Source organism: Lentzea flava, from assembly GCF_014648475.1.
GTDB lineage: Bacteria > Actinomycetota > Actinomycetes > Mycobacteriales > Pseudonocardiaceae > Lentzea > Lentzea flava.
In genome coordinates, this window is sequence record NZ_BMRE01000017.1 from 1 (window position 1) to 24,592 (window position 24,592).

General features: G+C 69.2%; 22 protein-coding genes. 14 read left to right on the top strand and 8 right to left on the bottom strand.

Annotated elements, in window-relative coordinates; translation table 11 throughout:
* Nucleotides 1–467: 467 nt before the first annotated feature.
* Complete coding sequence (locus IEZ09_RS20345; RefSeq protein WP_189255311.1) at nucleotides 468–1,097, bottom strand: alpha/beta hydrolase; 630 nt, start codon at nucleotides 1,095–1,097, stop codon at nucleotides 468–470.
* Entirely contained in the window at nucleotides 1,094–1,423 is a 330-nt protein-coding gene (locus tag IEZ09_RS20350) for a hypothetical protein (RefSeq protein ID WP_229812765.1), read from the bottom strand. Before IEZ09_RS20350 ends, IEZ09_RS20345 begins: the two co-directional genes overlap by 4 nt.
* Before the next feature lie 271 nt (nucleotides 1,424–1,694).
* Between IEZ09_RS20350 and IEZ09_RS20355 the strand changes: the two genes are divergently transcribed.
* Complete coding sequence (locus IEZ09_RS20355; protein WP_229812766.1) at nucleotides 1,695–2,282, top strand: GNAT family N-acetyltransferase; 588 nt, start codon at nucleotides 1,695–1,697, stop codon at nucleotides 2,280–2,282.
* On the opposite strand, the gene IEZ09_RS20360 is transcribed toward IEZ09_RS20355, so the two are convergent.
* Complete coding sequence (locus IEZ09_RS20360) at nucleotides 2,279–2,887, bottom strand: maleylpyruvate isomerase family mycothiol-dependent enzyme (RefSeq protein WP_189255313.1); 609 nt, start codon at nucleotides 2,885–2,887, stop codon at nucleotides 2,279–2,281. The two genes, IEZ09_RS20355 and IEZ09_RS20360, sit on opposite strands and share 4 nt — an antisense overlap.
* 79 nt (nucleotides 2,888–2,966) lie before the next feature.
* Here IEZ09_RS20360 and IEZ09_RS20365 point away from each other — a divergent pair, with 79 nt between their 5' ends.
* Both IEZ09_RS20365 and IEZ09_RS20370 read left to right on the top strand, forming a co-directional pair.
* Nucleotides 2,967–3,386 carry a MarR family winged helix-turn-helix transcriptional regulator gene (locus IEZ09_RS20365; RefSeq protein ID WP_229812767.1) on the top strand — a complete coding sequence of 140 codons (420 nt, stop codon included), beginning with the start codon at nucleotides 2,967–2,969 and terminating at the stop codon, nucleotides 3,384–3,386.
* A 14-nt stretch (nucleotides 3,387–3,400) separates the two neighbouring features.
* Entirely contained in the window at nucleotides 3,401–4,279 is an 879-nt protein-coding gene (locus tag IEZ09_RS20370; RefSeq protein ID WP_189255314.1) for an aminoglycoside phosphotransferase family protein, read from the top strand.
* Nucleotides 4,280–4,305: 26 nt separating this feature from the next.
* On the opposite strand, the gene IEZ09_RS20375 is transcribed toward IEZ09_RS20370, so the two are convergent.
* Genes IEZ09_RS20375 through IEZ09_RS20390 form a run of 4 tightly spaced genes read right to left on the bottom strand, consistent with a single transcriptional unit; the run spans nucleotide 4,306 to nucleotide 9,511 of the window.
* Nucleotides 4,306–5,838 (bottom strand): glycerol-3-phosphate dehydrogenase/oxidase, encoded by a 1,533-nt coding sequence (locus tag IEZ09_RS20375; RefSeq protein WP_189255315.1) that lies wholly within the window; start codon nucleotides 5,836–5,838, stop codon nucleotides 4,306–4,308.
* Complete coding sequence (glpK, locus tag IEZ09_RS20380) at nucleotides 5,831–7,300, bottom strand: glycerol kinase GlpK (protein ID WP_229812768.1); 1,470 nt, start codon at nucleotides 7,298–7,300, stop codon at nucleotides 5,831–5,833. The genes IEZ09_RS20375 and glpK overlap by 8 nt, the downstream gene beginning before the upstream one ends.
* Before the next feature lie 50 nt (nucleotides 7,301–7,350).
* Nucleotides 7,351–8,106 (bottom strand): IclR family transcriptional regulator, encoded by a 756-nt coding sequence (locus IEZ09_RS20385; RefSeq protein ID WP_189255317.1) that lies wholly within the window; start codon nucleotides 8,104–8,106, stop codon nucleotides 7,351–7,353.
* Between the two features lie 40 nt (nucleotides 8,107–8,146).
* Entirely contained in the window at nucleotides 8,147–9,511 is a 1,365-nt protein-coding gene (locus IEZ09_RS20390; protein WP_189255414.1) for a bifunctional phosphatase PAP2/diacylglycerol kinase family protein, read from the bottom strand.
* A gap of 116 nt (nucleotides 9,512–9,627) precedes the next feature.
* Between IEZ09_RS20390 and pafA the strand changes: the two genes are divergently transcribed.
* Nucleotides 9,628–10,986, top strand: coding sequence for a Pup--protein ligase (gene pafA / locus IEZ09_RS20395; protein ID WP_030471544.1), 1,359 nt, complete (start codon nucleotides 9,628–9,630; stop codon nucleotides 10,984–10,986).
* A 46-nt stretch (nucleotides 10,987–11,032) separates the two neighbouring features.
* Here the strand turns inward: pafA and IEZ09_RS20400 are convergent, their stop codons facing one another.
* Nucleotides 11,033–15,145, bottom strand: coding sequence for a wHTH domain-containing protein (locus IEZ09_RS20400; RefSeq protein WP_189255318.1), 4,113 nt, complete (start codon nucleotides 15,143–15,145; stop codon nucleotides 11,033–11,035).
* 121 nt (nucleotides 15,146–15,266) lie between these two features.
* Here IEZ09_RS20400 and IEZ09_RS20405 point away from each other — a divergent pair, with 121 nt between their 5' ends.
* The 10 genes from IEZ09_RS20405 to htpG all read left to right on the top strand — a co-directional run bounded on the left by IEZ09_RS20405 (nucleotide 15,267) and on the right by htpG (nucleotide 24,450).
* A complete protein-coding gene (locus IEZ09_RS20405; protein WP_189255319.1) occupies nucleotides 15,267–16,265 on the top strand; it encodes a beta propeller repeat protein in 999 nt (332 codons plus the stop codon).
* Between the two features lie 16 nt (nucleotides 16,266–16,281).
* Nucleotides 16,282–17,193, top strand: coding sequence for a hypothetical protein (locus IEZ09_RS20410; RefSeq protein WP_189255320.1), 912 nt, complete (start codon nucleotides 16,282–16,284; stop codon nucleotides 17,191–17,193).
* A 44-nt stretch (nucleotides 17,194–17,237) separates the two neighbouring features.
* The gene (locus tag IEZ09_RS20415) at nucleotides 17,238–18,083 is read left to right on the top strand and encodes an alpha/beta fold hydrolase (RefSeq protein WP_189255321.1); all 846 of its coding nucleotides are present in this window, start codon (nucleotides 17,238–17,240) and stop codon (nucleotides 18,081–18,083) included.
* A 60-nt stretch (nucleotides 18,084–18,143) separates the two neighbouring features.
* The gene (locus IEZ09_RS20420) at nucleotides 18,144–19,109 is read left to right on the top strand and encodes a helix-turn-helix transcriptional regulator (protein ID WP_189255322.1); all 966 of its coding nucleotides are present in this window, start codon (nucleotides 18,144–18,146) and stop codon (nucleotides 19,107–19,109) included.
* The gene (locus IEZ09_RS20425; protein ID WP_189255323.1) at nucleotides 19,106–20,086 is read left to right on the top strand and encodes a helix-turn-helix transcriptional regulator; all 981 of its coding nucleotides are present in this window, start codon (nucleotides 19,106–19,108) and stop codon (nucleotides 20,084–20,086) included. The genes IEZ09_RS20420 and IEZ09_RS20425 overlap by 4 nt, the downstream gene beginning before the upstream one ends.
* Nucleotides 20,087–20,095: 9 nt before the next feature.
* Nucleotides 20,096–20,371 (top strand): bacteriophage holin, encoded by a 276-nt coding sequence (locus IEZ09_RS20430; RefSeq protein WP_189255324.1) that lies wholly within the window; start codon nucleotides 20,096–20,098, stop codon nucleotides 20,369–20,371.
* The gene (gene tatA, locus IEZ09_RS20435) at nucleotides 20,364–20,672 is read left to right on the top strand and encodes a Sec-independent protein translocase subunit TatA (RefSeq protein ID WP_189255325.1); all 309 of its coding nucleotides are present in this window, start codon (nucleotides 20,364–20,366) and stop codon (nucleotides 20,670–20,672) included. Before IEZ09_RS20430 ends, tatA begins: the two co-directional genes overlap by 8 nt.
* 112 nt (nucleotides 20,673–20,784) lie before the next feature.
* Entirely contained in the window at nucleotides 20,785–21,705 is a 921-nt protein-coding gene (gene tatC, locus IEZ09_RS20440; RefSeq protein WP_189255415.1) for a twin-arginine translocase subunit TatC, read from the top strand.
* A complete protein-coding gene (locus IEZ09_RS20445) occupies nucleotides 21,702–22,562 on the top strand; it encodes a diacylglycerol kinase family protein (protein ID WP_189255326.1) in 861 nt (286 codons plus the stop codon). The genes tatC and IEZ09_RS20445 overlap by 4 nt, the downstream gene beginning before the upstream one ends.
* A gap of 43 nt (nucleotides 22,563–22,605) precedes the next feature.
* Nucleotides 22,606–24,450, top strand: a complete 1,845-nt coding sequence (gene htpG / locus IEZ09_RS20450; RefSeq protein WP_189255327.1) for a molecular chaperone HtpG — start codon at nucleotides 22,606–22,608, stop codon at nucleotides 24,448–24,450.
* Nucleotides 24,451–24,592: the final 142 nt, after the last annotated feature.

Sequence of the window (24,592 nt, forward strand, 5' to 3'; positions counted from 1 at the left end):
CCCCGCCGCCGGCACCGCACCTGCCCCCGCGCCGTCAAACGCATGCGCCACAACAGCTATCGCGTCAAACAGCACGACGAACCCGCCAGCACCCGCCACCCCGGCCCTGCCACCCTCCGGTTCTACTTCCTCCAACCGGACACAACAAGATCAACTTAAGCTACGCGGCATTGGCCCCAGACCCCGCCAATCTGATCAAAGACCCACCAGCGCCGCGGGCGGGTTGATGGCACGCCTGTTGCGTTGGGCGGCCGCCGGTTGCGTGGGTGGGTTGCGATTCGGGTGGGCGCGGCGAACGATCAGGCACGACTCGTGACGGGACCCACCCCACCAGCCCGGTATGCCAAGGACTGCTCGGCTGCGCCATCGCTTGGGGCTCGGCTCCGCCTTCGCGTGCCTCGCCTTCGGCTTCGGAACTGCTCGCCTTCGGCTTCGGAACTGCTCGCCTTCGCCTTTGCCTTCGCGGATCAGGTCGCGTAGGTGGCCAATAGTGCGGCCAGTTCTGTTGGTCTGCTCAGGTGGAGCTGGCCTGCGGCCAGCTCCACCGGTGCTACGCCCAGGCGGTCAGTCACTACTGGGCGCATGAACTCCGGTGTGAAGAAGCGGTCCTCTGTGCACAGGATGAAGTGCGTTGGGATCGCTGGCATTGCGCTGAGGGGCCACGGTTTCACCATGGCGGTTTCCGACATGCCCCGTTCGTGCTTTTCCGCTTCCTCGACCAGGTGGGGTGGCACGTCGTGCCAGAACTTGTCTTCCAGGCCGCTGTCCGTGTAGCCCGTGTTCGTCCACCAGTCGCCTGGGGCCTCGCCGGGGCTCGGGAGCATTGCGGTGACCAGGACGAGGGCCTTGGCGTTGATGCGGTCGGCCACCAGTGGGGCCACGAAGCCGCCGAAGGAGTGGCCGACCACCACGACGTCCGAAGTGGACGGCAGGGCTTCGATCAGGGTCGTTGCCCAGTCGGTCAGGTCTTTCGACTCGTCCTCGGTGGGGAGGTCGGGGGCGATCGTGGTGTGGCCCTTGGCTTTCAGGGCTTCTGCCACCAGGTTCCAGGACCAGCCTGCGTCGCCTGCGCCGTGCGCTATCGCGAAGATCGTCATCTGAACTCGTGCACCAGTTCGATCGGGCCGGCGAGGTGGGCGTTGAACTCGTCCAGTTCTTCGGCGGGGACCCAGAGTTCGAGGATGGTGTTGCCGCCTGCTTGTCGCACCGGGTAGCGCTGGAGGTAGTCGGAGTCCACGTGGAAACGGGTCACGTAGCCGACGCCGCTGTGGGGGACGTTCCACTCTCTGGCGATCTTGATGGCGTAGTCCTCGTTGAGGACGGGGTAGAAGATCGGCTGGTCTGGGAGGCGGGGTGGCCAGGCGCGCCAGCCGGACTGTCGGACCAGTTCCAGTTCTTCTGGGCCCGTTGGGCGCCATAGCACCGTGGTTGGAGCTGTTTCGGACTGAGCCACGTGCATCCCCCTTGAGCTCTGTTGAGTTGTCATCCTTGCACGAGGGTTGCCTCGCAGTGGTCCGACCAGCGGAGTTCGGCTTCGGTGTGGAAGGTCATCGCTTCTCACTGGCGCGTGTATTCCTGGAGCGTCAAACGGTGATGCGGAAACCCGCGTGCGAGCAGGGCGGCGATCAGGAACCCTGGAAATTGCAACGACCGGCGGAAGCGTGTTGGGGGGAGACGTGGTCGGGGCCGGGCGAGTGAGTTTGCTGGGGGCGCCGGGCCGTCCCGCGGTGACCGGTGGGCAGGTGGCGGTCCGGGACTACGAGACGGCGGACGAGGCGTCGTGGTTGCGGTGCCGGGTGCTGGCGTTCCTCGCGACGAGCAGTTACGACGACGTGTGGCCGGTGAAGCGTCGGACGGACCTGGAGCTCGTCGCGGCCGGCGGTGACGGGGTCGTCGGCGTGCTGGACGTGTCGGTGCCGGGGGAGGGTGCCGTCGTCGAGACGGTGGCCGTGCATCCGGATCACCAGCGACGGGGTGTCGCGACCGCTCTGCTCGGTGAGGCGGTCAGGCGGCTGGCGCGGTGCGGGGTGCGGACGCTGGAGGTCTCGGTGCGCGAGGACGAACCGGTGCTGTCGTGGTTGGCGCGCAACGGGTTCGTGGAGACCTCGCGGTCTCTGCACGTGTACGCGTCGGAGGACGAGGTCGGCACCGTGGTGAGCGCCAGGTACGGGCTGACGCCCGTGGGGGCGTTCCTGCACGCCAGGATCGAGCGGGAAACCGAGCTGCGGCAACGGTTCGAGCGCGTGCACGTGTGCCGCGGGATGGTCAGGGGCCTAGTTTAGACGCTGATGCCGGTCAGCCGCGGGATGGTGGCGGTGCGCCCGGCGAGCAGCATCGCCAGGGCCTCGATCGGGCCGCTGACCTCGGTGCCCTCGCCCGCGGACCAGTCGGCGTCGGTGGCGACGAGGCGGTGTCCTGCCAGCTTGCGGCGTGCGTGGAACGGGAAGTTCATGTGCCAGAGGTGGTCCGCGGCGACGACGGCGGCCTCGGTCGGCATGTGGCGTTCGATGCCGAGAGGCAGGGCGATGTCCTGCGTGTGCACCATGATGTCCATCAGGCAGTCCTTGAGCTTCTGGCCGGGCGCGAGCTTGCGCGATCCGACGATGCCGCGCAGCTCCGCGACGATCTCGCCGGTCGGTCTGCGCGCCTCCTCGCGTGCGGCCAGGTCGACCATGCGGTTGAAGTTCCCGCGGGCCCTGACGAGCGTGCGCAGCACCTCGCCGATCTTCACCCGCGGCGCGAGCGTCAGGTGGGCGGCGACCTCGCGCACGGTCCAGCCCTCGCACAGCGACGGGTAGGTCCACTCCACGTCCGACAGGCCGGCGAGCAGGTCCGCCGTCGCCGCGCGTTCGGAGTCGATCGTCTGCCAGATCTGGGTGGTGTCCATCGGGAGCCTCCTCTTGATTTAGTTCGAGAGGCTGACTACTTTAATCAGTGTCTCTGACTAAAAACAAGGGGGGTCCCGGGTGAACATCGGGCTGCTGCTCTACATCCCGTACCGCGATCTGGAGAACCGGATCATGGCGGCGGTCACCGCGGCCGGCTTCGACATGACGATCGCCCAGGCGCGCCTGCTGCAGCGCATCAACCCCGGCGGCTCGCGGCTCACCGAGCTCGCCGAGGCGGCCCAGGTGACCAAGCAGACCGCCGGTTTCCTGGTGGACCAGCTGGAGAAGGCCGGGTTCGTGCAGCGGGTGCCGGACCCGACCGACGGCAGGGCCCGGCTCGTGCAGGTCACCGACAAGGCTCGGGAGGCCGTCCCCGTCGCGGACGCGGAGATGGCGAGGATCGAGGCGGAATGGGAACGACACATCGGCAAGCGCCGCATGGCGCAGCTGCGCGACGCGCTGGAGAAGCTGGGCGAGATCACCGACCCGTACCGCTGAGCAGGGTCGTGCCGGTGGCGTTCCGGCCGATCGCCCTGACCACCGCGGCGGTCTACCGGGTCGTGACCGGTGGCTCGTCGGTGTTCGTGAAAGTCCTGCGACGGCCGGTGGTTCCGGATTCGCTGGCCGAACTGGTCGGGCAGTTCCCCTGGCGCGACGAGGCGGAGTTCCTGCTGTCGGACTTCCCGCTGGCGCCGGGTTTGCGCCGGCCTCGGGTGCTGCGGGTGGACGACCTCGGCGACCGGATCGCGCTGTGGCTCGAGGACGTGCGCTGCGCCGACGTGGAGTGGGACCTGCCGCGGTTCCGGCGGGCGGCGCTCGGGCTCGGCCGGTGGGCGGGGCGGCGGTTCGGCGGCGCGCCGGGACGGGCGTTGCGGTTGCTGTACGAGGGAAGGCTGGTCCGCGACGCGTTCCTGCGGCCGGACTGTCCGCGGCGGCTCGCGGACCGGGTGCCGGACCTGCTCGGGCGGCTGGAGGCGCTGCCGCAGGCCGTTGGGCACGGGGACGCGTGTCCGCAGAACCTGCTGGTACCCGCCGACGATCCGGAGTCGTTCGTGGTGATCGACGTGACGTGGCAGGTCCCGTTCCCGGTGGGCGCCGATCTGGGGCAGCTGCTCGTGGGGCTCGCGCAGGAGGGACGGATGGCGGTCGACGAACTCCCCGCGGTCCGGGAGGAGATCATCGACGCCTACCTGGAAGGGCTGCGGCTGGAAGGCCGCGCGGTGTCACGGGAGGAGGTCGCCCTCGGCTGTGACGGATCGCTGGCGTTGCGCAGCGCGTTCCACTCCGAGCCCGAGCTGGCCGAGTACCTCGTGGAGCTCGGCATGGCGTGTCTGAGTCGTTGCCTCGGTGGAACCGACCGTAGTCACCCCGCGCCGGGTGGCGGTGCCTGATCGCACCGCCACCCCGGGCGAGAGGGTCAGGACGCGAGCAGCTCGGAGACGCGCGTGCGGACCTCGGGCGAGTCCAGGCCGCGGACCATCACGGTGGTGCGGCGGCGCAGCACGTCGTCCACTTCGGACGCCCACTCGGTGCGGCGGGCGTGCTCGACCTGGGCCCAGATGTCCGGGCCGTCCGGGTGGACGCGCTCGAGCAGCGCCGGGTTCTCCAGGCCGAGCGCGACGACCTCGTGCGACGTCGTGCCGTAGTGCGTGGCCAGGTGGCGGACCACGTCGTCGGGCAGCGCGTCCCACGCGGTGTGCAGCACGTCGCCCACGGTGTCGGGCTGGGCCGAGCCGGGCAGGGCCACGCCGTCCAGCGGGCCGTCGAACGTGCGGCCGAGCTCGGCGTTCACGCGGGCCAGCACCGTGGCGCCGATCTTGCGGAACGTCGTCCACTTGCCGCCGGCCACGCTGATCATGCCGCCGGAGCCGGAGGTGATCACGGTCTCCCGCTTGGCGTGCGAGGTGTCGCCGGGACCGCCGGGCAGGACACGCAGGCCCGCGAACGTGTAGGCGATGCGCGAGCGGTCCAGGCCGGTCACCGCGACGCCCGCCTCGGACAGGATCTGGTCGACGTCGGCGTCGGTGCAGGCCACCTTTGCCGGGTCGCCCTCGTACGCCTCGTCCGTGGTCCCCAGCAGCAGGTGGCCCTCCCACGGGATCGCGAACGACACGCGCACGTCGTCGACCGGGATCGTGAGCGCGGCCTTCCACTCCGACGAGGTCCGCAGCACCAGGTGCGAGCCCTTCGACAGGCGGATCGACGGGTCGGCGGACGGGTCCTCCATGCGCCGCAGCACGTCGAGCCACGGGCCGGTGGCGTTGACGACGACCTTCGCGTCGACGCCGAACTCGCCGAGCGAGTCCTTCAGGTCGACGCCGGTCACCTTCGATCCGGTCTTGCGCAGGCCCACGACCGAGATGTGGTTGAGCAGCACGGCACCGGCCTCGGCGGCGGCGCGCGCGGCGGTGATCGCCACGCGGCTGTCGTTCATCTGGTGGTCGTAGTACATCGCGGCACCGCGCAGACCGTCGGCGCGCAGGTCAGGCACCCACTCAACAGCCCTGCGCGCCGACAGCACCTTCCCCATGCCGTCGCCGAAGCCCGACAGCGCGGAGTACAGCGTCACGCCCGCACCCAGCACGAAACGGCTGTGCGGGCCTCCCTTGTAGACGGGGACGAGGAACGGCAGCGGGCGCACCAGGTGCGGAGCCAGGCGGTCGCCCAGGGCCCGGCGTTCCTTGTGGTTCTCGTGGACCATCGGCACGGCCGACGGACCCATCGCGAGGTAGCGCAGGCCGCCGTGGACGAGCTTCGACGACGCGGACGAGGTCGCGCCCGCGAAGTCACCGCTCTCCACCAGCGCCACGCGCAGTCCCGAGCGCGCCGCGGCCCACGTGGTCGCGATGCCCAGGATGCCGCCGCCGATCACGACGACGTCGAACTTGCCGTGCTGGAGCTCTTCGCGGGCCCGCGCCCGCTGGGAAAGGCCAAAAGAAGAATCAGTCATCGTCCTCGTCCATCCACCCGACGGTCCGCTCGACCGCCTTCTTCCACTTCCGGTAGCCCTTGTCGCGGGCCGCCGGTTCCATCGACGGCTCCCATTCGGCCGCCTTGTGCCAGTTCGCCTTCAAAGCCTCGATCGAGGGCCAGTAGCCCACCGCCAGACCGGCCGCGTACGCCGCGCCGAGGCACGTCGTCTCGGCCACGATCGGGCGCACCACCGGCACGTCGAGCACGTCCGAGAGGAACTGCATGAGCAGGTTGTTGGCCGTCATGCCGCCGTCGACCCGCAACGTCGTGAGGTCGACCCCGGAGTCGGCGTTCATCGCGTCGACGACCTCTTTGGTCTGCCACGCGGAGGCCTCCAGCACGGCCCGTGCGAGGTGTCCGCGCGAGATGTAGCCCGTCAGGCCCGCGATCACGCCACGCGCGTCGCTGCGCCAGTGCGGTGCGAAGAGCCCGGAGAACGCGGGCACGAAGTACGCGCCGCCGTTGTCGTCGACCGTGCGGGCGAGCGTCTCGATCTCCGCCGCCGACGAGATCAGGCCGACCTTGTCGCGGAACCACTGCACCAGCGCGCCCGTCACCGCGACCGCGCCCTCCAGCGCGTACGCGGCGGGCTCGTCGCCGATCTGGTAGCCGACGGTGGTCAGGAGCCCGTTCTGCGAGCGCACCGGCCGGTCACCGGTGTTGAGCAGCAGGAACGCGCCCGTGCCGTAGGTGCACTTGCCTTCGCCGGGCGCGAAGCAGGTCTGGCCGAACAGCGCGGCCTGCTGGTCGCCCAGCGCCGACGCGACGGGAACGCCCTCGTAGGTGCCGTAGACCTCTGAGGACGACCGGATCTCGGGGAGCATCGCGAGCGGGACGTCCATCGCGGACACCAGCTCGGGATCCCAGTCGAGGGTCTCCAGGTTCATCAGCATGGTGCGCGACGCGTTCGTCACGTCGGTGACGTGACGGCCGGTCAGGTTCCAGATCAGCCAGGTGTCCATGGTGCCGAACAGGACCTCGCCGCGTTCGGCCCTGGCGCGCAGGCCCTCGACGTTGTCCAGCAGCCACCGCAGCTTCGGGCCGGAGAAGTAGGTGGCGAGCGGCAGGCCGCTGCGCTCGCGGAACCGGTCGGGGTCGCCGAGCTGCTTGATCACCGCGTCGGTGCGGGTGTCCTGCCAGACGATCGCGTTGTGCACGGGCTCGCCGGTCTGGCGGTCCCACACGACCGTCGTCTCGCGCTGGTTCGTGATGCCGAACGCGGCGATGTCGGCGTGCGTGAGAGAGGCCTTGGCCAGGGCGTCGCGCACGACGGCCCGCACGTTCGTCCAGATCTCGGTCGCGTCGTGCTCCACCAGGCCGGGCTTGGGGAAGATCTGCCGGTGCTCGCGCTGGGCGACCGACACGATCCCGCCTGACTGGTCGAACACGATGCACCGGGACGACGTCGTGCCCTGGTCGATCGCCGCGATGTAGCTCACCCGTCTGCACCTCTCTGTGCCATTCGACATTGTCGAACGGTGACAGGCTACTACCAGGAGAGCCCTCCCAGCTCCCTGGAAACACTGCGAGCTGCCTCACGTACGTAGGACACGAGTTCGAGTCGCGGCGGCTGATCGGGTGACTCGCACAGGCGCTCGACCGGTCCCGAGATGCCGACAGCACCCACGACGACGCCGCGCTTGTCGCGGATCGGGGCGGCGATCGACGCCTCGCCCTCGACGAGTTCGTGCAGGTCGTAGGCCCAGTCACGGTCTCGGACGAAATCCAGCTGGCCGGACAACTCGTCCGCGCCGAGCGTGTGGCGGGTGAACCGCTGCAGCTCGCCGTCCGGCCACTCGCCGAACGCGACCAGCACCTTGCCGAGCGCCGTCGCGTGCCACGGCAGCAACGCGCCGGTGTCGAGCGCCTGCCGGCTGTTGTCCGGCCGGAACACGTGATGCACCACGAGCACGTGCTTGCCGTGCATCACGCCGATGCGCACCGCCTCGCGCGCACGCATCGCCAGCGTGTCCGACCAGTTCAACGCCTTCGCGCGCAGCTCGTTGCCGTCGAGGTAGCTCGTGCCGATCTGGAACAGGGCGGCACCCAGCCGGTACTTGCCGCCCTCCACCTCCTGCTCGACGAACCCGACCTCCTGCAACGTGCGCAGAATGCCGTGCACGGTCGGTTTGGCCAAGTCGAGCGCGCGCGAGATCTCGCCGACGCTGAGCTGGTGCGCGCCGCCGTGCGCGAGCAGCTTCAGGACCTCCGCCGCGCGCTGAATCGACTGAATGGGTCCGGGCACACACGCACTCTAGCTGCGAATGTTCGACAATGTCGAACGTCTAGGGCCGATAGATGCCCAGCGCCGCCGCGCGCGAACGGAACGAGAAGTGCGTACCTCTCTCGCGCACCTCACCGTCCGTCGCGATCGACACGGGCGCACCGTGCACCTCGACGTTCAGCGAGGCGACTTCGAGGTGCCGGTACGTGCGCGAGTGCTCCAGCGCCCCGAGCAGCGCGCCCAGGAAGAACCTGGTCCGCGAGAACTGGCGGTCCGCCCGCACGTACCGCACGTCGAGCAGCCCGTCGTTCAGGCGCGGCCGCATCGTCGGCGCGAACCCCTTCGGCCGGTACGGCCCGTTGCCCACGAACAACAGCCACACCAGGTGCCTGTCGCCGTCGATGGTCATCTCCAGCGGCCTGGCGCGCTGCAGCACGCGGCCCAGCGCGATCGCCGCCGCTGGCCACTTGCCCCAGCGCTTCTGCAGCTTCTCTCGGATGCGCACCATGTCCGGGTAGCCCCCGAGACTGGCGGTGTTCACGAACCACCGCCCGTTGACCTGCGCCAGGTCGACCCGCACGCCCACGCCGTCCGCGACCGCCTGCGCCGTGTCGTGCAGGCCCGTGATGCCCACGTCGCGCGCGAAGTGGTTCAACGTGCCGGAGGGGATCAGCACGAGCGGTAGGTCGCGCTCAGCGGCGATGGCCGCCACGGCGGCTACGGTGCCGTCGCCACCGGCCACACCCAGCGCTTTCGCGTCCGGCAGCGAGTCCAGCTCCTCGATCGGCACGATCTGCGCCTTCGGCCACTCCTCGGCGATCTGCGGCGTCGGATCCGGGCCGAGCCCCGAGTGCGGGTTCACCACCACGACCAGCCCGTCGCCCTCCTGCAACGACGTCAGGTCGGCGTGCTCGTAGGCCGACGCGGGCTCGTTCACCCCGAGCGGCCACCACCGCCGGGTCAGCAGCGCGGCGCCCACGCCCACCGCCGCGCCGGCCGCGACGTCCGTCGGCCAATGCACGCCGGTGTGGACGCGTGAATAGGCCACGGCGGCCGCGATCGGTGCCACGACGGCGCCTGCTTTGGGTGATTCCATGGCCACCGCCGTGGCGAAAGCGGCGGCTGACGCGGAGTGACCGGACGGAAACGACGACGATGTCGGCCGGCGCGACAACCGGCGTTCCACGGCGATCAGATCAGCCGCGGGCCGCCGTCGTGGAAAAAGGGACTTGCCGACCAGGTTCGCGCTGGCAGAGGCCCCTGCGATGGCCGCGAGACCCCGGAGCGCACCCCGCCGGAACGGCCCTTTCCCCGTTGCCAGAATCGCCGCGACGACGAACCACAGCAGGCTGTGGTTGGCGGCTTTCGAAAGCCTCTTGAAACCCCTGTCCAGCCTGCTCGGAGGCAGTCCGGCCGAGGAGCTCATGAGCTTCTTGTCGAGAGCGCTGACCCGTTTCCACACCCCACCGACACTAAACCGCAACCGGCGTGCCGCCCGAACGGATCACCCTTCTCCGCCTACGAGTCGCCTACTGTTGAGGTATGCAGCGGCGGATCTTCGGCATTGAGACAGAGTTCGGGGTGACGTGCACCTTCCACGGGCAGCGTCGTCTGTCCCCGGACGAGGTCGCGCGGTACTTGTTCCGCCGGGTCGTGTCGTGGGGGCGTTCCTCGAACGTCTTCCTGCGCAACGGTTCTCGGCTCTACCTCGACGTCGGCTCACACCCGGAGTACGCCACGGCCGAGTGCGACGACCTGGCCCAGCTCGTCACCCACGACAAGGCGGGTGAGCGCATCCTCGAGGACCTCCTCGTGGACGCCGAACGCAGACTGGCCGACGAGGGCATCGGCGGCGACATCTTCCTGTTCAAGAACAACACGGACTCCGCGGGCAACTCCTACGGCTGCCACGAGAACTACCTGGTCGCACGGGCAGGCGAGTTCTCCCGCATCGCCGACGTGCTGCTCCCGTTCCTGGTCACGCGCCAGCTGATCTGCGGCGCGGGCAAGGTCCTGCAGACCCCGCGCGGTGCCGTGTACTGCCTCTCCCAGCGCGCCGAGCACATCTGGGAGGGCGTGTCGTCCGCGACCACGCGTTCCCGCCCGATCATCAACACCCGCGACGAGCCGCACGCCGACGCCGAGCGCTACCGGCGCCTGCACGTCATCGTCGGCGACTCGAACATGTCCGAGGTGACGACGCTGCTCAAGGTGGGCAGCGCCAACCTCGTCCTGGAGATGATCGAGCAGGGCGTCCAGTTCCGCGACTTCTCGCTGGACAACCCGATCCGCGCCATCCGCGAGATCTCCCACGACCTGACGGGCCGCCGCACGGTCCGGCTGGCCGGCGGCAAGGAGGCCTCGGCGCTCGACATCCAGCGCGAGTACTACGAGAAGGCCGTCGAGCACACGGCCAAGCGCTCCCCGGACCCGATGGCGCAGCGCGTGATCGAGCTGTGGGGCCGCACGCTGGACGCCGTCGAGTCGCAGGACCTCACCAAGATCGACCGCGAGATCGACTGGGCCATCAAGAACCGCCTGATGGAGCGGTACATGGCCAAGCACAACATGGACCTGTCCAACCCGCGCATCGCCCAGCTCGACCTCGCCTACCACGACATCCGCCGCGGCCGGGGCGTGTTCGACCTGCTGCAGCGCAAGGGCCAGGTCGAGCGCGTGACCGACGACGGCGAGATCGAGGCCGCCAAGGACACCCCGCCGCAGACCACGCGGGCCAAGCTGCGCGGCGACTTCATCGCCGCCGCGCAGGCCGCCGGGCGTGACTTCACCGTGGACTGGGTGCACCTGAAGCTGAACGACCAGGCGCAGCGGACCGTGCTGTGCAAGGACCCGTTCCGCGCGGTGGACGAGCGCGTGGAAAGGCTCATTTCGTCGCTCTGAGCACGTCGTGACGGGCGGCGGGTTCCTTCCGGAGTCCGCCGCTTCTTCATTCGCCGAGTTCGATGCCGAGTCGTCGCAGGCGGTCCAGCACGTCGCGCGGCGACAGACCCGTTTCGTTCACGGCACGCATGACCTGAGCGCGGGGGAACGGCTTGCTCAGGTCGCGGTAGGGCGGTCCACCGTACAAGCGGTCGCTCAGCAGTTTCAGATCTCTCTGGTCGACTGAGCGCGGCAGGCCCTGAGTGTCCGGGACTGCGAAGCCGAGCGCTGACAGCCGCTCGGCGATCTCGGCGGTCGGCCTGCCGGTGCGTCCCGCCGCGACCACCAGGTGTTGTCTGTCGACAGGAGTGGACATCCCGAGCCAGCCGAACTCGTTCGGCTGCCCATCCCGCCAGTCCCGGGCAGGGATCGCACGGGCGAGCAGTTGAGCGTCGTGCTTGTCCACTCTCGCCGGGAGCGTCGAGGTTTCGGTGCGCAGACCCAGCCGTGCAAGCCGCGCGACTACATTGGCAGGCGAAGCGGGGAGCTTGGCCGCCGCGGCGAGCACGTGGCCGACTGGTACGGTCATGTTCCCACGCACCAGTGCGCGGTGGTTGCCGTCCAGCCACGGCGGATGCCCGTCAAGGTTGACACTCAGCAGCAGCAGATCCTCCAGCCGCACGGTGACATCGAGCAGGCTGTCGGGGGGAGTGACGAAACCGAACCGGGCCAGGCGGCGTGCGACTGCGAGCGGTTGGAGCGCTGTCTTCGCCGCCGTGACCAGGATGTGCTGCAGACTCACTTGCTGACCGGTGCGCAGCCAGACACGAAACCCTTCTGGTGTCAGGCTCCCGCTGCCGTCTGTGATCATGGTGCTCACAAGTGCGAGATCGTCGACTTCCACTTCGCTCGGCAGGCAGTCGAGAGGCGGAACCTCGTAACCGAACTCGGCCAGTCGCCGTGCGACCACCACGGCCGACTGTTTGGTCGCCAGAGCCGAAGCGAGCACGTGTCCGATGTGGGCGGTTGGGTGGTGGAGGCGGGTACTGGCGGTGTGGCTGGGCCCTTCCCTTCTCAAGGTGATCTCGCGGTCGGATGGCGTGACGCGGTCCGGGAAATCGTCCCCTGGCGAGATCTCGAAGCCGGCTGCCGCGAGCCGGGCGGCAACCTCGGCCGGTTGTCTGCCGATGTGCACCGCCGTGAGGACGACGTGCTGTCGCCGAACCGGGTTTCGAACGTAGGAGAGCACTCCTTGCTGGTGTTGGACGAAGGTCACCGAGTCACTGCGGTCGGCGTCCGGTGGCAGCGTGGCGGCATCCGGTGTGACGTAGCCCAGATAAGCGAGCCTCTGTGCGACTGCGACCGGTGCCCGGCCGGTCTCGGCGGCAACAACCATGATGTGTGCGACGAGGACGGCTTCGCCGGATCGGAGCGGTTGTCTCAGGGCCTTCGTCGTGAGCAGATCCATGTCATCCGCGCGCACCTCTGCAGGCAGCCTGCCGACCTCGCTGGTGTCGAAGCCGAGTTCGGCCAGCCTCTCGACCACAGCGGAGGGAGCCAGCCCGGTTGCGGCCGCAGCGCTCAGCACATGGCGATGTGACACCGGTTCGTCCTTGCTCAGCCAGTGGTCGACGTCGTCGCGGAGCAGCTGCGGATCGGTCGCGCTGACCTCGGTGGGCAATGACCCCGGACCGGGGACCTGGCAGCCGAGCAACGCGAGCCGTGCGGCGGCTTCAGCTGGTGACCGTTGTGTGTCGAGGGCCGCCTGGATGATTTGGCCCAGAGTCATCGGGCCCTGATAGGTGCCGAGCAGGATCTCGTCCGACGGAAGCGCCGGAACGACCGAGTCACGAGCCTCCTGAGTCTGCCCGGCATCGGCGCACAGCCAGGCCGCGAGCCTCCATCTGTTGATGTGGTCGCTGAAGAACGTTTCCGGGGGCCACCTGTCCGATGACCGCTTTCCGCCATCGCTGGAGAAACAGCCGACGATTTCGATCGGAGCCTCTCTCGCTCCGACCCGCCACGGCCTGTACCGGACGTCGATCGCGCTTTCGCAGATCTCGTCCGCCAGCCGCGGCATGAACCTGGCCAGGTGCGCCAGCCACTTGTGCGACAGCGGTGAACCCGGTGAAGTCAGTGCCGCTGTGGCTGACCGCATGAGCCGTTCGACCGGCGCCCGGTCGAGGTCGATGATCGTCTTGCGGTCGACGGTGAGTCTCGGCTGGTCGCGCCCTGCCAGATCGACCACGGCGCCGTACATGGTGGCACCTGCCCAGAGTCCGTCCGCGAGGACTGCGCCCTGACCGTCGCACCACCACACCGAGCCGCCGTCCGCGGGCACGATCTTCGGGTCGGCTGTCCAGGGGGCTTCTGGGTCGAGTGCGTCCTTTGTCCCCACCGGGGCGGCCGCCGACAGCTGCCGCGGTTCCCAGATGTGCCGTCCGCCCTGGTCGTCCGATGTCACGTGGAAATCGCTCACCCAGAGGATCCGGCGCAGCAGTTCGGTGCAGTGCACCGGGTTGGCGGTCGGTCGCAGCCGCAGCCGCACCGTGGTGCCTGCCTCGTCACCCGGCCCGAGGTCCTGCACGCGGAACAGCGCGTCCGGCCCGGCGATGTGCACCTGGAGGCGTCGTCCTGGCCGGCCGGAGCGATCGAGCCGGCACGTCGTCACGGTGATCTCGTCGGCCAGCATGAAGTAGCTCAGCACGCCGATGCCGAAGCGGCTGTTGGGGAACGACTCGATGCCGGCCGCGGCCCAGTCGGCCTGTTCCTCGACGTACTCGGGCATGTCGGTGAACCTCACGCCGGCGCGGGCGAACACGTCCACGAGTTCCCGGTCGCCCATACCGATGCCGTTGTCGGTGCAGTCGAGGAACGGCCTGCCCTGGTCGTCGACGCCCTGCCGGAAGCTGATCCGGCCCTGCCACGGGGGGAGCGCGGTGCCGGTCGCGGCGAGGTAGGCCGTCCTGGAGGCGCGGTAGCGGCAGGCGTCGAGGGCGTTCTGGTACAGCTCGCGGATGGCCAGTTCCGGCGTGCCGTAGAGCTGCTCGCCCATCAGCAGCGACTGGATCCGGTCGTGCGTCAGACGGAACCGGTGGCCCGCGGAAACCGGTGCGCACGCGTCGTCCGCGGAAGCGTGGACGGGCAGGTCCTTGAGGGGTTTGAGGGTGTCCGACTCCTCGACCGCGCGGACGATCTCGGTCAGCACCGAGTCGACCGCCGCCGCACGGTCACGCAGGGCGAGCGCCGTGGCGGGATGACGGCATTCCGCGGTGAGCACGCGGGTCCGCTTGCCGTCCCAGGTCGCCTCGCGGATCGACGTGAGCACCTCGTCGGGCGTGACCGGGTCGTCGATGCCGATGTGGTCGACGACGACGCGGGGAAGCACGGTGGGGTCGATGGCCGTGCGGTGAGCCACGACCAGCAGGTATCCGATGAGTTGTTCGCGCAGGTCCTGCTCGAACTCGGTGCCGCCGGCGATGCGCGCCGTGGGCTTCAGCTTTCCCGGACGATCGGCGCGGCGGAGGAACGCCGGATCGATCTGGACCACGCGCATCAGTTCCATCAGGCGTGGCGCGGTGAGCACCGCGTTCGGGGGCGCGGGCAGCAGCGACGCGATGTAGCCAGGGTCGTAGCAAGCGGGCTGCTGGACGAGCCAGCGGTGGAACAGCCACCACCCGATGCTCTCGGCAGCGGGGTTGCCGGTTTCGTGGGCGCGGATGCCTCGGCGGTGCAGGGTGCCGTGCTCGGCCGCGAACGCGCTGAACTCCGGCAGCGCGGTGGTGGACGTGAACGCCGCAGCCACCGGATCGGCGCCCCGCAGCACGGTTGCCGCCTGCTTCGTCCAGAACGCCTGGTACAGGTACGGGAAGGTGACGAGGAGGGCGGCCTCGGCGTCGGAGAGACGTAGTTCGACCAGCGCGGTCAGCCAGCGCAGCCGCTGGGTGAACCGCTCCGCGAAAGCGGTGTCGAGCCACGGATCGAGCGCGAGGGCGGTGCGGTGGTCGTCCCACTCGTCCGACAGCCGCGAAATCACCGCTGTAGTGGCGGCCAGCATCGAGTTCGAGGGACCTAGGTGTTCGCGCGCCGTCGTCACCCACGGGTGCGTCGCAGTGACCTCCGCGAGTGATCGCTGAGGGGCGGTCGCCCCGATCACCAGGCGCGGGTCGTTCTCGTGCATGCCGGAGATCCTCTGCCGTGGCCGGACGGAAGTGCGGGACCGACGCAGCACATCACCCGTTCAGCCGTGTCACGCCGAACGGAGGGTAGGAAGCTGTCACCGGCTGGACCAGAGTGACCGCATGAGGATCATCGCGGCGGCACTCGCCGCCTTCCTGGTTCTGCCCGGAGTCGCGGCAGCCGACTCCTACTGGGAGCTCAAGCCGACCGGCACCGACGCCCGCCTGCGCGGGTTGTCCGCCGTGTCCGGTCAGGTCGCGTGGGTCAGCGGCTCGAAAGGCACGATCCTGCGCACGACGAACGGTGGCCGGTCGTGGGACTCGGTCGCGCCGCCGGACACCGCGACGCTCGACTTCCGCGACATCCAGGCGTTCGACGCGCGCAACGCCGTGGCGCTGTCGATCGGTGAGGGGGAGTCGTCGCGGATCTACCGCACGTCCGATGGTGGCAAGACGTGGCAGGAGTCGTTCCGCAACAACGATCCGAAGGCGTTCTACGACTGTGTGGCGTTCTTCGACCGGTTTCGCGGGCTTGCGTTGAGCGACCCGGTCGACGGCAAGTTCCGGGTGTTGCGGACGTGGGACGGTGGGCGTTCATGGCACGTCAACGACACCAAGGGCATGCCTGACGCGTTGCCGGGGGAGTTCGCGTTCGCGGCGTCAGGGCAATGCGTGACCACGGCTGGCAACCACGCGTGGATCGCTACCGGCGGCGGGGCGAAGACACGGGTGCTGGAGTCGCGGGACGGTGGCCGGTCGTGGGAGGCGTCGGAGGTGCCGCTGCCGAGCGGTGCGGCGGCCGGGGTGTTCGCGGTGGCGTTCAGGACGCCGTGGCGAGGGGTGGCGATCGGCGGGGACTACCTGAAGCCGACGGATCCGACGCCGGCGTTCGCCACCAAGGACGGGCGTGGGTGGAAGGCCGGGGCGCAGGCGCCGGTGGGGTACCGGTCCGGCATCGCCTACCGCGGCAACGGGCTCGTGGCGGTCGGGCCGTCGGGCACCGACGTGTCGAAGGACGGCAAGAGCTGGAAGGTCGCCGACACGGGCAGTTTCGACACGGTCGACTGCGCCGGGTTCACCTGCTGGGCGGCCGGGGAGAAGGGCAGGGTCGGCAGGACCTGACCTCAGGTCTGCCCGGATGGACGTGGCCGCGCACGCCGCCGCCGTGGACGGTGAAGGGGTGAGGACCAGGCGCAACGAGGAAGAACCGGCGCACGAGGCGAGCCGCGGGCCGCGACCTGCGCCCGACCACGACCTGTTGCGCCTGCAGGCCACCGCGGGAAACCAGGCGACCGTGGCGCACGTCCAGCGGCAGAGCCACGGCGCCGCACCGCGGGTCGGCACCCGGTTCCGGCACCCGGCCGGGGTGCGCAGCCCGCACCGGTCGATCACCGCGGAGTTCGACGGGCAGATGTTCCGCGTCCGCGCCGGGAGCACGGTGTTGATGGCGGTCGAGGCGGCGTCCGGTCGCCCGGTGAGCGTGCGCTCGGGCGACGCGCGCACGTGCGGCGGGGCGACCAGCGAGTCGTACAAGAACAACCCGCGTTACGTGGGCATCAGCGACTTCGGCCCGATTCCCGAGGGGACGTTCACCTTCCGGGCGGCCGAGTTCGGGCTGTTCGACCAGGTGGAACAGCTGCGGATGATCGGCGGCGGCTCGTTCACCGACCCGTTCGGCCAGGCGTTGCACGGCGGCGACTGGGGCGCGGGACGGGCGCCGCTGCACCCTGCCCACGTGGTTCCCGCGCCGCGCGGCTGCGGGAACACCGGGCGCCGCAGCGGGTTTTACATTCACGGTGGTTCGCTGAGCGGGTCGTCGGGCTGCATCGACATCGGCAACGCCGGCATCACGCAGCTGCTGGGGCATCTGGCCGGATACACGGGCACGGTCACAGTGACCGTCCACTACGCCCATCCCGCGCCCGACGTCGGACGACTCGAGCGGGCGATCGGCGGTGCGACGTATCCGGGTCAGCGCGATCCGTCGTTGCTCGATCGCGTCCGCGGTGCGTGGGATCAGTTGCGGGGCAACGAAAGTACCGAACACTGACGGCACTGGTTTCCGATCGCGGTGGACTGGGGTAGTTCTAGCGCGTGTTCGAGGGATTCTCGTTGCGCCGCATCGATGTCGGCGAGGCCGTGCTGCGAGTGAGAACCGGTGGGGCAGGGCCACCGGTTCTCCTCCTGCACGGCCACCCTCGGACTCACACGACGTGGCACCGCGTCGCGCCGTTGCTCGCCACGGACCACACGGTGGTGTGCCCGGATCTGCGTGGCTACGGGGAGTCCAGCAAGCCCGGTGACTACTCGAAACGGGCCATGGCGCGGGACTTCGTGAACCTGATGAGTGCGTTGGGGCACGAGCGGTTCGCGGTCGTCGGGCACGATCGGGGCGCGGCGGCGGCGATCCGGCTCGCGCTCGACCACCCCGGCCGGGTCACGCGGCTCGCCGTGCTCGACGGGCTGCCGATCGGGGCTCACCTCCAGCGCTGCGACGCCCGGTTCGCGCAGGCCTGGTACCACTGGTTCTTCCTGGCGCAGCAGGAGCTCGCCGCGGCGATGATCAACCAGGACCCCGATCTCTTCTACGGCGGGCGGTACCACGACACGCCGCTCGCGATGGGGGTGGAGAACTGGGCGGACTTCCAGCGCGCCATCCACGACCCCGAGACCGTGCTCGCGATGTGCGGGGACTACCGGGCCGGGCTGGAGGTCGATCGTCAGCACGACGACGCCGACCACGCCGCGAAGAGGAAGATCACGTGTCCCGTGCTGGCGTTGTGGGCGGCCAAGGACGACCTCGGGGACCTTTACGAGAATCTTCAGGACGTGTGGGCCGAATGGGCCGATGACGTGCAGGTACGTGCCCTCGACTGTGGACACCACATGGCCGAGGAAGCGCCCGTGGAGCTGGTACGAGAGTTGCGCACGCTGCTCTGAACGGACCGTTCACAACAGGTGATGTCAAGGTTTCGAAGCACACGGGGTTAGGGTTTGTCCGTGGCCATCGCACGCGCCGAACGCCTTGTCAACCTGGTGCTGTGCCTGCTGTCGACCCGCCAGTACCTGACAGCGGAGCGCATCCGCGCCATCGTCCCGGGCTATCACGAGGCTCCGACGGACGAGGCGTTCTTCCGCATGTTCGAACGGGACAAGTCCGAACTGCGCGATCTCGGCGTGCCGCTGGAGACGGGCAGGCAGTCCAACGCCGAGGGCGCGGAGGACGGGTACCGCATCGCGCGGCGCGACTACGAGCTCGGCGACATCGACCTCGAACCCGACGAGGCCGCCGCGGTGGCGCTGGCCGCGCGGCTGTGGGACTCGCCGCAGCTCACGGGTGCCGTGCACGGCGCGTTGATCAAGCTGCGGGCGGCCGGGGTGGACGTCGACCAGGACGCGCCGGCCGCCGTGGAGCCCAAGGTTCGCGCCAACGAGCCCGCGTTCCCGCCGCTGCTGCAGGCCGTGCAGGCGGGGCAGGTCGTGACGTTCGGATATCGCAAGCCGCCGCCGGGCGGCCAGAGCGAACGCACGGTCGAGCCGTGGGGCGTGGTCGCGTGGCGCGGCAAGTGGTACCTCGTCGGCTGGGACCGCGATCGCAACGACACCCGCTGCTTCCGGCTGTCCCGCGTCGTCGGTCAGGTGCGCACGGTCGGCAAGCCCGGCGTCGTGAAGGTGCCTGAGGGAACAGACCTGATGAGCCTCATCGCGCGCACGGAGGCCGATCCGCACCACACGGCACCCGCCAGGATCTGGGTCGCGAAGGGCCGCGCCCAGGGGGTGCGCCGGCACGCGAAGATCGTCGAGGAACGCGACGGCGGCGACGTCGTCGAGATCGACCTGAAGTTCCCCGACTCGGCGGCGAAGTGGCTGGCCGGATTCGGGCCCGACGTCGTGGTGCTGGAGCCCGAGGTGCTGGCCAAGTCGGTCCGCGACCGCCTGCAGGGTGCACTGGAAGGAGCGCGGTGACCGCGTCGAACGAACGGCTGCCGCGTCTGCTCGCACTCGTGCCGTACCTGCTCAACCGGCCCGCCATCACGATCTCCGAGGCTGCCGCCGACTTCGGCATCACCCCCAAGCAGCTGCGCAAGGACCTGGAGCTGCTCTGGATGTGCGGCCTGCCCGGCTACGGGCCTGGCGACCTGATCGACCTGTCCTTCGAGGGCGAGACGATCACCGTCTCGTTCGACGCGGGCATGAACCGCCCGCTGCGGCTCACCGCGGCCGAGGCGTCGTCGCTGCTCGTGGCGTTGCGGGCGCTCGCGGACACGCCCGGCGTCGTCGACACGGACGCGGTGCAGCGCGCCCTGGCCAAGATCGAGTCGGCGGTTGGCAAGGCGCAGCCAGCGGGCATGGTGGTCGGGCTGGGGGCGTTCGAGCGGGAAGAGACCGCGGAGATCCGCGCGGCCGTGCAGGACGCCGTGAAGCGCGAACGGGCCGTGCGCATCCGCTACTACTCCCAGTCGCACGACGCTATGAGCGATCGGGTGGTCGATCCGATGCGTCTTCTGCTCGTCGAGGGTCGAGGCTACCTGGAGGCGTGGTGTCGTTCCGCTCTAGGCGTGCGGCTGTTCCGCCTGGACCGGATCGACGACGTGGAGGTGCTCGACGAGCCGTCGTCGCCTCCGCCGCACGCCCGGCTCACGGATACATCGGAGGGGTTGTTCCAGCCACGAGACGATCAGAAGATCGCGGTCCTTCTGCTCGAACCGGACGCGCACTGGGTCGCCGAGTACTACCCCGTCGATCACGCCGCGGAGCTCTCCGACGGCCGCACGCGTGTCCTCATGCGCTACGACGACTCCTCGTGGATGGTCCGCCTGCTCCTCGGACTTGGCGGTGACGTGCACGTGGAGCAGCCGGCCGAGCTCGCGGACGAGGTGGTCCGCCGGGCGGAGGAAGCATTGCAACGGGCAGATCACCTGCTGTCCACCCAAGACGTATAACGTGTGCTCGTGCCGTACACACCGACCCTGGCGCTGATCGCCGCCGGCCTGATCGCGGTGGCCGCGATCTCGGTCCGAGTCATCCGATCCTTGCGTCGATTCGCCAGCGCCCGCACTCTGGTGGGGGACAGGGTCGGCGACGGTGTAGGACTGCTGAAGGCGCGGACGGCCGCGCTGAAGGTGGCCTTCGCCGAACGACGGCGACGTCCGGAACAGGCCCGTAGCAGGGCGAACCCCGCGTACGATCGTCGTGGCGGGGGAGACAGGAGGATCACCAATGGGTAACCTCGGACCCACCGAGCTGATCATCATCGCAGTGGTGATCATTCTGCTGTTCGGTGCGAAGAAGCTGCCTGACATGGCCCGTTCGCTCGGGCGGTCGGCGAAGATCTTCAAGGCCGAGACGAAGGGTCTGCGCGAGCAGGACGCGGACGACGCGCCTGTCCAGCAGCAGCCCGTGCAGCAGCCTGTTCAGCAGCAGCTGCCGCCGGCTCAGCCGCAGGTCCAGCAGCCTGTTCAGCAGCAGCCGCAGGTCGCGCAGCCGATCGAGCAGACCTCGCAGAACAAGGCCAACAACACCAACTGACCTCCTGGTCCTCTAACTCGTAAGGACGGTCACGGCGGTGGCAAGTCCGTTCCGGTGGTTCGCCGAGCGCCGGGAACGCTCCAAGCGCCGTCGGGGCAACCCCGACGGCACCATGTCGCTCAAAGAGCACCTGTACGAGCTGAGGCACCGTCTCGGCATGGCGATGCTCATCATCGCCATCGGTGCCATCTTCGGCTGGATCTGGTTCGGCGTGCGGCTGGGCCCGATCCCGTCGCTCGGCGAGATCATGACGGGCCCGTACTGCCAGCCGGACCTCGCGCCGTACCGCGTCCAGTTCCCCGGCGAGCAGGGCTGCAAGCTGCTGCAGACCGAGCCGTTCGAGGTCTTCATGATCCGGCTCAAGGTCGGTGCGGCCGCGGGCTCTGTGCTGCTCAGCCCGCTCTGGCTGTACCAGTTCTGGGCGTTCATCACGCCCGGCCTGTACGCGAAGGAGCGCAAGTTCGCGCGCACCTTCGTGTCGTTCGCCGCGGTGCTGTTCGCCGCGGGTGCGGTGCTCGCCTACTGGGTCGTGCCGCAGGGCCTGCAGGTGCTGATCAGCTTCGGTGGCGACAACTTCATCACCGCGCTGACCGGTGAGAAGTACATCTCGTTCATCATCACGATGCTGTTCATCTTCGGCGTCAGCTTCGAGCTGCCGCTGGTCGTGGTGATGCTGAACCGGGCGGGCGTGGTCTCCTACGAGACGCTGGCCAAGTGGCGCCGGGGCCTGCTGATGGGTCTCTTCGTGTTCGCGGCCGTCGCGACGCCGGGCACCGACCCGATCTCGATGGTGGCGCTGGCCATCGCGCTGTCGTTGCTGTTCGAGATGGCGATCCAGATCGCGCGGCTGCACGACAAGCGCCAGGCCAGGCTCCGCGCGGCCGAGGGCTGGGACGCGCTCGACGACAACGAGGCTGCGCCGTTCGACTACACGCCGTCCGACGCGGAGGGCAACCTGCCCGGCGAGAAGGCCTCGGAGAACGCCATCGCTTCGGAACCCGCGAAGCGCGTGAACTACGACGACGCCACGTGACGCGGGCAGCCCTGCTGGTCTGCCCGGCGTCGGGCAAGGGGCGGGCGGCCCGGATGGCCGGGTCGACCGCTGCCGCGCTGCGCCCGCACTTCTCGTCGCTGACGCAGCTGGTCGCGCACGACGCGGCGGGCACGCTGGCGATGGCGCGCGAGGCCGTCGAGTCCGGTGTCGACCTGCTGGTCGTCCTCGGTGGCGACGGGGCCGCGCACCTGGGCGTCCAGGCGTGCGCGGGCACGTCGACGGCGCTGGGGATCGTCCCGGCGGGCACCGGCAACGACCTGGCCGCCGCGATCGGGTCGGCCTCGGTCGACGACGTCGTGTCCGGCACCCGCAAGACGCTGGACCTGGGCCGGCTGTCCACGGGCCAGTGGTTCGCGACGGTGCTGTGCGCCGGGTTCGACTCGGCGGTGAACGAGCGGGCGAACGCGATGCGCTGGCCCGCCGGTCCGCGCCGCTACGACCTGGCGATCGTGGCCGAGCTGGCGTCGTTGCGCTCGGCACCCCTGCTCATCACCACGGAGACCGACACGTTCTCGCTGGACGCGACGCTGGTGGCCGTGGGGAACACGCCGAACTACGGCGGCGGAATCCCGGTGTGCCCCACCGCGGACGCCTCCGACGGCCTGTTCGACGTGACGGTCGTGGAGCACGCCAGCCGGTCGATGCTGATGCGCATGCTGCCGACGTTGCGCACGGGCAAGCACACCGACCATCCGTCCGTGCGGACGTTCCGCGCGCGTGAGGTGTCGCTGTCCGGTGGCAACGGTTGGATCGCTTACGCCGACGGCGAACGCCAGGAGGCCCTGCCCGTCTCCGTTCGGACGGTTCCAGGAGCTCTCACAGTGGTGGGTCGCTAATCTTTGGGGCAGTTCGTTCCGCTTTCTGTTTCGGTGGGGATGCATGGAAACGCTCGAGTTTCAGTCCGAGGCGCGTCAGCTGCTCCAGCTGATGATCCACTCGATCTACTCGAACAAGGACACGTTCCTGCGCGAGCTCGTGTCGAACGCCTCGGACGCACTGGACAAGCTGCGCCTGGAATCGTTCCGCGACAAGGACATGAAGGTCGACGTCGACGACCTCCACATCGTGATCGAGACCGACCCTGCCGAGCGCACGCTGACCGTGCGCGACAACGGCATCGGCATGACGCGTGAGGACGTCGTGCGGCTCATCGGCACGATCGCGAAGTCGGGCACGGCGGAGTTCCTGCGCCAGCTCAAGGAACAGCAGTCCTCCACGTCCTCGGACCTGATCGGCCAGTTCGGCATCGGCTTCTACTCGTCGTTCATGGTGGCCGACAAGGTCACGCTGGTGACGAAGTACCCGCACGCCGAGAAGGGCGTCCGCTGGGAGTCGACCGGCGAGAGCACCTACACGATCGAGGACGTCGACGACGCCCCGCAGGGCACCTCGGTCACGCTGCACCTCAAGCCGGCCGACGACGAGGACCGCCTGCCCGACTACACCGAGCCGGCGAAGATCCGCGAGATCGTCAAGCGCTACTCGGACTTCATCACCTGGCCCGTGCGCCTGGGCGGCGAGGAGATCAACTCCCGCAAGGCCCTCTGGGCCCGCCCGGCCTCCGAGGTGACGGAGGAGGAGTACGCGGAGTTCTACCGCCACATCAGCCACGACTGGAACGCGCCGCTCGAGACCATCCGCATGCAGGCGGAGGGCACCTTCGAGTACCAGGCCCTGCTGTTCCTGCCGTCGCAGGCACCGCTGGACCTGTTCATGCGCGACAGCAAGCGCGGCGTCCAGCTCTACGTGAAGCGCGTCTTCATCATGGACGACTGCGCCGAGCTGATGCCGGAGTACCTGCGCTTCGTGAAGGGCGTCGTCGACGCCGCCGACCTCTCCCTGAACGTCTCGCGCGAGATCCTCCAGCAGGACCGTCACATCCAGCTGATGCGCCGTCGCCTGGTGAAGAAGGTGCTGTCCTCCATCAAGTCGCTGATGAGCTCGCGCACCGAGGACTACCTGAAGCTGTGGCGCGAGGTCGGCGCGGCCCTGAAGGAGGGCCTGCTCTCCGACTTCGACAACCGCGACGCCATCCTGGAGATCTGCTCGTTCGCCTCGACCCACTCCGAGAGCGAGCTGACCTCCCTCGCCGACTACGTGTCGCGTATGAAGGAGGGCCAGGAGCACATCTACTACATGACGGGCGACTCGCGCACCGCCGTGGAGAACTCGCCGCACATGGAGGCGTTGCGCGCCAAGGGTTACGAGGTCCTCATCCTCACCGACCCGATCGACGAGATGTGGGTCGACTCCGTCCCGTCCTTCGACGGCAAGCCCTTCCAGTCGGTCGCCAAGGGCCAGGTCGACCTGGAGACGGAGGAGGAGAAGTCGGCGAACGAGGCCAAGGCGGCGGAGTTCGCGGACCTGCTCTCCTGGATGTCCACCTCGCTCGCCGAGGACGTCAAGGAGGTCCGCCTCTCCACCCGCCTCACGACCTCTCCGGCCTGCGTCGTCGGCGACGCGCACGACATCACGCCGACCCTGGAGAAGATGTACAAGGCGATGGGCCAGGAGCTGCCGAAGATCAAGCGCATCCTGGAGCTGAACCCGTCGCACCCGCTGGTGGAGGGCCTGCACAAGGCGTTTGCCGCAGGCGAACGCGAGTCGCTCGCCGACACGGCCGAACTGGTCTACGGGCTGGCACTGCTCGCCGAGGGCGGGGAGCTGGCCGATCCGTCGCGGTTCGTGAAGCTGGTGGCTGATCGGGTGCAGCGCACGTTCTGACCCTCTTGGTGGCCCGGCTCTGTCGAGTTCCAGCGCGGTTGCGCTGGCTCTTGACGGGCCGGGTCATTTCATCGCCGCTTCGCGACGATTGCGATTGGGGCTTGACTTCGGCGCCCTTGTGAGGCGCAGATCGGCCTTCAAA

Bases quoted from the DNA above. Each gene is read 5' to 3' on its own strand.
- IEZ09_RS20400 (WP_189255318.1), bottom strand. From the start codon at position 15,145: ATGCACGAGAACGACCCGCGCCTGGTGATCGGGGCGACCGCCCCTCAG.
- pafA (WP_030471544.1), top strand. From the start codon at position 9,628: ATGCAGCGGCGGATCTTCGGCATTGAGACAGAGTTCGGGGTGACGTGC.
- IEZ09_RS20405 (WP_189255319.1), top strand. From the start codon at position 15,267: ATGAGGATCATCGCGGCGGCACTCGCCGCCTTCCTGGTTCTGCCCGGA.
- IEZ09_RS20410 (WP_189255320.1), top strand. From the start codon at position 16,282: ATGGACGTGGCCGCGCACGCCGCCGCCGTGGACGGTGAAGGGGTGAGG.
- IEZ09_RS20360 (WP_189255313.1), bottom strand. From the start codon at position 2,887: ATGGACACCACCCAGATCTGGCAGACGATCGACTCCGAACGCGCGGCG.
- tatA (WP_189255325.1), top strand. From the start codon at position 20,364: ATGGGTAACCTCGGACCCACCGAGCTGATCATCATCGCAGTGGTGATC.
- IEZ09_RS20345 (WP_189255311.1), bottom strand. From the start codon at position 1,097: ATGACGATCTTCGCGATAGCGCACGGCGCAGGCGACGCAGGCTGGTCC.
- IEZ09_RS20390 (WP_189255414.1), bottom strand. From the start codon at position 9,511: ATGAGCTCCTCGGCCGGACTGCCTCCGAGCAGGCTGGACAGGGGTTTC.
- IEZ09_RS20375 (WP_189255315.1), bottom strand. From the start codon at position 5,838: ATGACTGATTCTTCTTTTGGCCTTTCCCAGCGGGCGCGGGCCCGCGAA.
- tatC (WP_189255415.1), top strand. From the start codon at position 20,785: ATGTCGCTCAAAGAGCACCTGTACGAGCTGAGGCACCGTCTCGGCATG.
- htpG (WP_189255327.1), top strand. From the start codon at position 22,606: ATGGAAACGCTCGAGTTTCAGTCCGAGGCGCGTCAGCTGCTCCAGCTG.